The sequence below is a fragment of the Thiohalocapsa sp. ML1 genome (assembly GCF_001469165.1).
In the GTDB taxonomy this organism is placed as follows: domain Bacteria; phylum Pseudomonadota; class Gammaproteobacteria; order Chromatiales; family Chromatiaceae; genus Thiohalocapsa.
The window spans coordinates 35,976-43,336 of sequence record NZ_JABX01000048.1 but is presented as its reverse complement, the minus strand read 5'-3'; the positions used below and the strand labels follow the sequence as shown (position 1 = coordinate 43,336).

Here is a 7,361-nt window from a genome sequence, read left to right as displayed (position 1 = left end):
CCCGATCGGTGTTGCCGACGTTGTCGAGCGAGACGGACAGGTCGCGCAGCGCCTCTGGCGTCTCGCCGACGCGCGCGAGGATGCGCCGGCGGATGTCCAGCGACTCCGCGAAGGCCGCGCGCGCCGCCTCGAAGTCGCCGAGGGCCTGATCCATCTTGCCGACGTTGTCGAGCGAGACGGACAGGTCGCGCAGCGCCTCTGGCGTCTCGCCGACGCGCGCGAGGATGCGCCGGCGGATGTCCAGCGACTCCGCAAAGGCCGCGCGCGCCGCCTCGAAGTCGCCGAGGGCCCGATCGGTGTCGCCGACGTTGTTCAGCGAGATGGACAGATCGCGCAGCGCCTCTGGCGTCTCGCCCACGCGCGCGAGGATGCGCCGGCAGATCTCCAGCGACTCCGCGAAGGCCGCGCGCGACGCCTCGAAGTCGCCGAGGGCCTGATCCGTGTTGCCGACGTTGTCGAGCGAGACGGACAGATCGCGCAGCGCCTCTGCATCATCCGGCTGCTTGAGGACCCGCTGCCGGGCGGCTTCGACCATCCAGACGGCGGCCTCGGCCGCTTCCGTGATCTGCCCGCAGCGGCGCAGGGCATCGACGGCCCGATCCGCGGCGGCGAGCGCGCCGCGGTCCGGCTCGGCCTTGTCCCGCACGCGCCGCCATTCGTCCACCAGCGCCTGCTCCGTGGCGCCGAGCGGGAAGGGGGTGGGGGCCTCCGGGGGGCGGGTGGGCGGGGGCTCGGCGGTGTCGGCGGCGAGCCAATTGCCGGTCTCGATGCTGAAGCGGCGGATCGCCCAAAGGTCCGGCGCCAGGGCCTTGATGCGCGCCTTCTCGGCCAGCGGCAGCACCAGGATCAGCGGGCGCGTGAGGGCGTGGCGCAGCGGCTCGCGGCGCTCGTTGAGCCGGGCGAGAAAGTTGAGCCGTGCCTGCTGCCAGTCCGCGGCGTCCATGCCTGCGGGCGTGTGGGTCAGGTCCAGCCACACCGGCGCGTGCAGCGCCTGCTGATAGCTCGGTGGCTGCAGCAGCCAGGGCAGGACGCGGTGCAGCAGCTCGTCGTGGTTCTTCGGAGTCGGCGTTGCGAGCCCGGTGACGCGGGCCCGATAGATGGCCGCGAGGCGTTCGCGCAACACGCGCACCACGGCCGGATGGGCGGTGAAAATAAAGATCAGGTCGAAGCTGTCCAGCCAATCGAGGTGCAGTTTGAACCTGAGCCAGGCGGCCTCGCCGTCGGGGGCGAGCGCCGAGCGCGCGTGCGCGTCGCCGATCAATGGTCGGCCTCGTCCGCCAAGACGCCCCGGATCGCGTCCACCAGCAGCGGGTGAACGTCGTACCAGGGCTCGCCGTTCAGATAGTTCATGATCAGGTTGCCGTCCAGAAAGCGCGCCAGCGCGGGCAGCTCGCCGGTGCTGGGAAGCGCGGCGTCTTTGGTCGCGTGAATGCGCGCCAGCCAGCGTGCGTCATCGGCGGCGATGGGCAGCAGCTCGTTGCGTAGCTGCTCCTCCACGCGGCGCACCATGTCGTCGTCGAGCCCGGCCTCGGGCCGCGTGTAGCGTGCCGTGCGCAGCGTCACGACACATTCGCTGATGAGCCGGAAGTAGTCGCGCAGGTCGCCGCCGCTGCACTTCGCCAGCCGGCGCAGCTTGGGTGTCGGCACGATGTCGGACCAGCCCGGGTGGCGGCGGTCGATGATGCGCTCCATCAGGGCCAGGCCCGTGGGGTCGTCGCGGCCGTCCTGGTGCCTCACATGCACGTTGGGCCAGGAGACGATGGGGTGGCCGCCCAGGGTGCGGCCCAGATTTTGCGCCAACGGCAGCAGATAGGGGGGCACGGTGTAGATGACGTGCAGCATCGGAAAGCCGAGGCTCGCCGCCTGCCCCGAGAACAGGCTGACCACGCTGTCGTGCACCTTGCCGGCGTCGGCGCCGACGCCGCGGATCTGCTCCACGGAGTCCACCAGCAGCACGACCTTCAGGTCCGGATCCTGTGCCTCCTTGCGCAGCGCCTGCACCAGGCTGATGACATAGCCTTGGGCGCCGTCGATGAGCCGCGCCAGGTGGCCGCGCAGGTGCTCCTGGATGCGCTGCTTGAAGTCGGGCTCGTTCTTGAGCTTGAGGCCGAGCTTGGCCGGTGCGCCCGGAACCTGCAGGTCGAGGTCGAAGCTCTCCACGTGGACATCCGAGGTCAAGAAGCGCTGGAGCCGCTCCCAGTAGCCGTGCGTGAGCGCCTTGAGGTCGGTCTCGGCCTCCACCGCTTGGCCGAGCGCCGTCATCAAGGACAACACGAAGTCCGAGAGCTCCACCGGCTTGGTCATCAACAGGAAGTCCGCCATGTCCACCAGGAACACGCGGGCGCCGCTTTGGCGTTGGAGCAGATCCCTCAGGCGCCGCAGCTCCGTGCTCTTGCCGTTGCCGCGGAAGCCCGTCAGCAGATTGACGCTTTCCGATTGCGCCCAATCCAGTCGCTGCCAAAGCTTCAGGATCGGGTCCTTGTCCGGCGTGGACTCCAGCAGCGGCACGTAATAGGGGTCGCTCGGCTCCAGCGGCAGCGCGCCGCGGCCATTGAGGCTCTGGTAGAGCGCTTTCAGCGGGTCGGTGGTTTGGGACATCGGGCGCCTCGGTGACGATGGGCACCGCCCGATTGTAGCGAGGCCGCCCGCGCTCCGTGGGAGCGGCTTCAGCCGCGATTCCCCGTGGGAGCGGCTTCAGCCGCGATTCCCCGTGGGAGCGGCTGCAGCCGCGACCAGCCCTCACGGCGCCTCTTCCAGCCAATCCTGCGGCACCAGATAGCGGTCGTACAGCTCCGCCTCGGGGCTGTCGGGCGCCGGGTGCCAGTCGTAGCGGAAGCTCACCTCCGGCGGCAGGGACATGAGGATGGACTCGGTGCGCCCGCCGGATTGCAGGCCGAACAGGGTGCCGCGGTCGTAGACCAGGTTGAACTCGACGTAGCGGCCGCGCCGATAGCGCTGGAAGTCGCGCTCCGCATCGCCGTAGTGGAGCCCCTTGCGGCGGGCGACGATGGGGCGGTAGGCGGGCACATAGTGCTCGGCGATGCTCTGCATGAACGCGAAGCAGCGCGCGAAGCCCCAGGCGTTGAGATCGTCGAAGAAGAGCCCGCCGACGCCGCGGGGCTCCTGGCGGTGCTTGAGATAGAAGTACTCGTCGCAGGCGCGCTTGAGCCGCCCGTGCAGCTCATCCGAGGTCTCGCCGGCGTCGCCGAAGCCCTCGCAGGCGGCGCGCGCGGTGCGATGCCAGTGGATCACGTCCTCGTCGTTGCCGTAGTACGGCGTGAGATCGAAGCCGCCGCCGAACCACCACACCGCCGGCTCGCCGGGCTTTTCGGCGATGAAGAAGCGCACGTTCATGTGCGACGTCGGCACGAAGGGGTTCCGCGGGTGCATGACCAAGGACACGCCCATGGCGCGAAAGCCGCGGCCCGCCAGCTCCGGCCGCGCGGCGCTGGCCGAGGCCGGCAGCCGCTCGCCCTGCACGTCGGAGAAGTTGATGCCGCCCTTCTCGAACACGGCACCGCCCTCGATGACGCGCGAGCGCCCGCCGCCGCCGCCGGGGCGCTCCCAGGCGTCCTCGCGGAAGTCGGCCGCGCCGTCCTCGCCGGCGAGGTCCGCGCAGATGCGCTCCTGCAGGTCGAGCAGATAGGCGCGAACGGCGTCGGTGTCGGGCAGGTCGGGCATGTCGCCTCCGGGGCGCGGCGGTGTGGGGTCGCATGGTAACCAAGCACCGGCGCGGGCGAGGGCCGGAATGCCGCGGGATTCTTCGGGTAGTCGGGGGGCCTTGCACGGCGAAATGCCTGCCGGGGGCGAGGGTCGCCGCCTGATCTTGCCCGGCATTTTCGCTGTCCGGCGGGGCTTGCCTCGACAGCCCGCAAACCCGTGGTCAATACTCAAGCTATGAAGACGCTCAGCCTCATTGCGCAGAAGGGCGGCACCGGCAAGACCACGCTCGGCATTCACCTCGCCGTGCAGGCGCTGCGCGACGGGCGGAGCGTGCTGCTCATCGACACGGACCCGCAGGGCAGCGCCGGGGCCTGGTGGCAGCGCCGGCAGGCGGAGGTGCCCGCGCTGGTGCAGGGGCAGGGTACGGAGCTGCCCGGCATGCAGGCCGAGGCGCGGGCGCGCGGCTTCGACCTGGTGATTGTCGATACGGCGCCGCACAGCTCCGAGCAGTCCCGCGCCTGCGCCGAGTGCTCCGACGCGGTGCTGATCCCGACCCGCCCGGCGATCCTGGACCTGGACGCCATCGGCATCACGACGGCGCTGGTGGCGGGCCTCAGCGTGCCCGCGGAGATCGTGCTCAACGCCTGCCCGCCGCCGCTGCTCGGCCACGAGACGCGGATCGTCGCCGAGGCACGCGAGGCGTTGGGCGCCTATCCGGTGTCGGTCTGTCCGGTAGCCGTCAGCCAGCGCGCCGCCTTCAGCCATGCGCTGATCGACGGCCATGCGGTGGTGGAATTCGAGGCCCACGGCAAGGCCGCGGCGGAGATCGACGCGCTGTGGCGGGCGGTCAAGCCGCGGCTCGGCCTGTGAACGGCCGCCACCAACCCCAGCCGAGGACAAGGCCATGACCAGACGCGCCAAGCTCAGCCTCGACCCGGAGCAGCGCACCAAGGCCGCGCCGCCGCACGGTTTCGACGGCGAGCCCGATAAGCAGGAACCCGACGCGGTGCCGGCCCCGGCACCGGCCGCTGCGGCGGAGGGCATCGCCGAGGCCGAACGCGTCGCCCGGCATTGGCAGGCCGACCGGCCCACGCCCTGTGCCGAGGAGGGTGCCGTCGCCGCCGCGCCCCAGCATCCGCTGCGCGCCGCGGGCAGCACCGTTGTGGCCGTCGCCAGGGTGCTCGCGCGCAAGCCCGCGGTGCGGGCCGTCGGCGTGGCGGTGCTGGCCGGGGTGTCGATCTATCTATTGCGTCGCCGGTTGTTCTGAGCGGGCGTCGCGCCGAAGCGGGCAGCGAAACAGCGGGTCCGATTGTTGGGCAGGATGTCCAATCAATCCGTGTCTTCTTTGGCGATGCTCAGCGCCGCTGCTCGTTCTCCAGCGCCCTGCGCGTGATCTGGTCGTAGAGGTCGATGATGCGGGAGTAGAGCGGCTCCCATTCCGGGTGGTGCTGCACGTAGGGCCCGTCGCGCCGCAGGCCTTGGAGAACCTCCTCCAGGAACTGCGTGTCGCTGTCCGCGAGCCGCTCGCCGGCGTCCACCCGCGCTCTGATGTCCACGGTCCGCGGCAGGGTGTGTTGCTCCAGTTGCTCAAGGATCGCCTGCACGACCCCCGCTTCATGCTGTTGATTAGCCGTCATATCGTTGCGCCCCGCGGGTCTTGCCCCCGCGCTTGCTGTCGGTGCGCCGGATTGTGGCCGGCAGGCCGCGCGCGCACAAGCGGGAAGATGCAAGCAGCGGCGCTCCAGTTCCGTGCTGTTTTGCGGCGCCGATGTGCGAGAATCCGCGCGGTTTCGCTGATGACAACGACAGTGCCGCCGGCGCCGTGGACGCGCGCCCTCGCGGCCGATCTCGCCGCACGCCGCGGGTTGATGGACATGCCATGTATACGAATGACCGTCTGGTGATACTCGACGCTGACGGCACCACCATCGACGCCTTCAAGGCGATCGAGAAGACCTTTTCCCATCACGGCATGGACATCGGCCCGTTGGCCCGATTTCAGAAGCGGCGGAACATTTTCAAGTACTTGGGTGGCCTCAAGGAGATGCCGCAGAACCTGCGCCAGCAGCTTGGCCGCGGCACCCGCTCCAAGATCGTCGACACGCTGACGGAAGTCTACCGGGAGGAGGCCGTCATGTTCGAGGGCATGGAGCGGCTCATCCGGCGGCTGGCATCGGCGCGCGACGTCAAGGTCGGCATCGTCACGCGCAACATCACGAATCACCCCGTGGAAACGCTCACAAAGCTGTTCGACCGCCACGGCATCGAGCCGGACCTGCTGGACTTTCTGGTGCACCTGCCGCTGTCGGACGACAAGCTGCCGTACTTTCGGCGCACGCGCGAGGAGCTAGAGATCAACCCGGCTCGCGCCTACGCCTGCGGCGACGAGGCGAAGGACTTTCGCGCCGCCGTCAACACCGGCATGCACCCGTTCATGGTCTGCTACGGGTTCGAGGGTTTCGACCGCCTGCATCTCAAGCACGAGATCCCGGCCGAGGTCATCTCCCGCACGCCGGACGAGCTCTCGTGGCGCGTGCTGCATGCGCTGGGGCTCGACCCGGACTGAGCGAGTGCTCGTGAAGAAGTCGACGCCGGATTCTGCGGTGCGTAATGCGCGCAGAGCAGAGCCGCGATCCCGATCCCGATTTCGATACCGATTTCGATTTCGATGAAGACGGCAAGGAGGCCTAACCAAGCGGCGACCGAGACGGGCTTCCTCGGCCCTCGGCCCTCGGTCCTCTGTTCCGATCGTCCATGACCAAGCTGTTTCCGCTCTGGGCGCTGCTCGGCTCCGCCATCGCCTACTGGCAACCGGACTGGTTTGCGCCGCTCAAGCCCGCCATCGTGCCGCTGCTCGGTGTCGTCATGTTCGGCATGGGCGTCACGCTCACTTGGCGGGAGCTCGCGCAAGCGTGGCGGCAGCCGGGGCGCATCGGGCTCGGCATGGCGCTGCAGTTCGGCGTCATGCCGTTCGCGGCCTGGGCCATCGGGCATGGGCTCGGGTTGCCGCCGGCGCTCATCGCCGGCCTGGTGCTGCTGGGGGCGAGCCCGGGCGGCACGGCGTCGAACGTGATCTGCTTCCTTGCGCGCGGCGATGTGGCGCTGTCCATCACGCTGACGGCGGCGTCCACGCTGCTCGCCGTCGTTGCGACGCCGTTCCTCACCTGGCTCTACGTCGGCCAGCAGGTGCCGGTGCCGGCCTGGGACATGCTCTGGTCCATTGCGAAGATCGTGCTGCTGCCGGTGGCGCTCGGCGTGGCACTGAACACTTGGGCGGGGCAGCGACTCGGCACGGTGAAGGAACTGTTCCCGCTGGTGTCGGTGGCGGCCATTGTGCTGATCATCATGATCATCGTCGCGCTGAACCAGCCACGCATCGGCGCCGGCGGCTGGGCGATCGTGCTCGCGGTGGTGCTGCACAACGGCGTTGGGCTCGCCGCGGGCTTCTGGCTCGGCTGGCTTGCGACTCGGGATCGGCGCACCGCGCGGACGCTGGCCATTGAGGTCGGTATGCAGAATTCGGGTCTCGCCGTCGCCTTAGCGGTGCAGCACTTCTCGGCCGCCGCCGCCATTCCGGCGGCGCTGTTCTCGATCTGGCACAACCTCTCGGGCTCGGTGCTGGCGGCCTGGTGGTCCCGGCGCACGCCCCCGCCGTTGGCCGGGCGCTGATTCCGTGCGCGTTGCCTGTTGATGACCGG

The 7,361-nt window shown here is 69.7% G+C and carries 8 protein-coding genes; 4 read left to right on the top strand and 4 right to left on the bottom strand.

Features of this window, described 5'->3' with window-relative positions; all coding sequences use genetic code 11:
* The 3 genes from ML01_RS22440 to hemF form a co-directional block, all read right to left on the bottom strand.
* Positions 1–1,261 (bottom strand): tetratricopeptide repeat protein (locus ML01_RS22440; protein ID WP_058557625.1); only part of this gene is annotated, 1,261 nt, incomplete at its 3' end.
* The gene (locus ML01_RS22435; protein ID WP_058557624.1) at positions 1,258–2,598 is read right to left on the bottom strand and encodes a hypothetical protein; all 1,341 of its coding nucleotides are present in this window, start codon (positions 2,596–2,598) and stop codon (positions 1,258–1,260) included. The genes ML01_RS22435 and ML01_RS22440, both read right to left, overlap by 4 nt.
* A gap of 141 nt (positions 2,599–2,739) precedes the next feature.
* On the bottom strand, positions 2,740–3,681 hold the full coding sequence (gene hemF, locus ML01_RS22430) for an oxygen-dependent coproporphyrinogen oxidase (protein ID WP_058557623.1): 942 nt from the start codon (positions 3,679–3,681) through the stop codon (positions 2,740–2,742).
* Between the two features lie 216 nt (positions 3,682–3,897).
* Between hemF and ML01_RS22425 the strand changes: the two genes are divergently transcribed.
* Both ML01_RS22425 and ML01_RS22420 read left to right on the top strand, forming a co-directional pair.
* Positions 3,898–4,533 carry a ParA family protein gene (locus tag ML01_RS22425; RefSeq protein ID WP_058557622.1) on the top strand — a complete coding sequence of 212 codons (636 nt, stop codon included), beginning with the start codon at positions 3,898–3,900 and terminating at the stop codon, positions 4,531–4,533.
* Positions 4,534–4,567: 34 nt separating this feature from the next.
* Entirely contained in the window at positions 4,568–4,930 is a 363-nt protein-coding gene (locus tag ML01_RS22420) for a hypothetical protein (RefSeq protein WP_058557621.1), read from the top strand.
* A gap of 88 nt (positions 4,931–5,018) precedes the next feature.
* Here the strand turns inward: ML01_RS22420 and ML01_RS22415 are convergent, their stop codons facing one another.
* Positions 5,019–5,300: a hypothetical protein gene (locus ML01_RS22415; protein ID WP_058557620.1), complete on the bottom strand. Its 282-nt coding sequence runs from the start codon at positions 5,298–5,300 to the stop codon at positions 5,019–5,021.
* A gap of 242 nt (positions 5,301–5,542) precedes the next feature.
* On the opposite strand from ML01_RS22415, the gene ML01_RS22410 reads away from it, so the two are divergent.
* Together ML01_RS22410 and ML01_RS22405 are read left to right on the top strand one after the other, a co-directional pair.
* Positions 5,543–6,229, top strand: a complete 687-nt coding sequence (locus tag ML01_RS22410; RefSeq protein WP_058557619.1) for an HAD family hydrolase — start codon at positions 5,543–5,545, stop codon at positions 6,227–6,229.
* Positions 6,230–6,417: 188 nt separating this feature from the next.
* Entirely contained in the window at positions 6,418–7,332 is a 915-nt protein-coding gene (locus tag ML01_RS22405; protein WP_058557618.1) for a bile acid:sodium symporter family protein, read from the top strand.
* Positions 7,333–7,361: the final 29 nt, after the last annotated feature.

What these genes read in the sequence shown, in the direction of transcription:
- ML01_RS22435 (WP_058557624.1), bottom strand. Translation starts at nt 2,598, where the DNA reads ATGTCCCAAACCACCGACCCGCTGAAAGCGCTCTACCAGAGCCTCAAT.
- hemF (WP_058557623.1), bottom strand. Translation starts at nt 3,681, where the DNA reads ATGCCCGACCTGCCCGACACCGACGCCGTTCGCGCCTATCTGCTCGAC.
- ML01_RS22425 (WP_058557622.1), top strand. Translation starts at nt 3,898, where the DNA reads ATGAAGACGCTCAGCCTCATTGCGCAGAAGGGCGGCACCGGCAAGACC.
- ML01_RS22420 (WP_058557621.1), top strand. Translation starts at nt 4,568, where the DNA reads ATGACCAGACGCGCCAAGCTCAGCCTCGACCCGGAGCAGCGCACCAAG.
- ML01_RS22415 (WP_058557620.1), bottom strand. Translation starts at nt 5,300, where the DNA reads ATGACGGCTAATCAACAGCATGAAGCGGGGGTCGTGCAGGCGATCCTT.
- ML01_RS22410 (WP_058557619.1), top strand. Translation starts at nt 5,543, where the DNA reads ATGTATACGAATGACCGTCTGGTGATACTCGACGCTGACGGCACCACC.
- ML01_RS22405 (WP_058557618.1), top strand. Translation starts at nt 6,418, where the DNA reads ATGACCAAGCTGTTTCCGCTCTGGGCGCTGCTCGGCTCCGCCATCGCC.